The organism is Streptococcus sp. HMSC068F04, assembly GCF_001837455.1.
Lineage (GTDB): Bacteria > Bacillota > Bacilli > Lactobacillales > Streptococcaceae > Streptococcus > Streptococcus salivarius_D.
On record NZ_KV832508.1, the window covers coordinates 1 to 297 of the forward strand.

Here is a 297-nt window from a genome sequence, read left to right on the forward strand (position 1 = left end):
TCAAAAACGATGTTTGTCTTCATTCTGAGAGGTTGAATGTCTTTCAACCTCTTTATGTTTCTTGTAAATAGGCAGTTTGAACAAACAACCCGTCAATTTGATGAAAGAGACTTGACGAATCTTTTTTTTTTCGATAGAATGGTATCTGTTATGGCGGTATAGCCAAGTGGTAAGGCACGGCTCTGCAAAAGCTTGATCGTCGGTTCAAATCCGTCTACCGCCTTCATAATACGAAGACACCTTAGGGTGTCTTTTTTCATTATTGCATCTTGAATATACAATATAAGTGCACAATAA

General features: G+C 37.4%; 1 tRNA gene. It reads left to right on the forward strand.

What is annotated here, in order from left to right:
- Positions 1 to 152 precede the first annotated feature (152 nt).
- A tRNA-Cys gene (locus tag HMPREF2571_RS07135) sits at positions 153 to 223 on the forward strand.
- Positions 224 to 297: the final 74 nt, after the last annotated feature.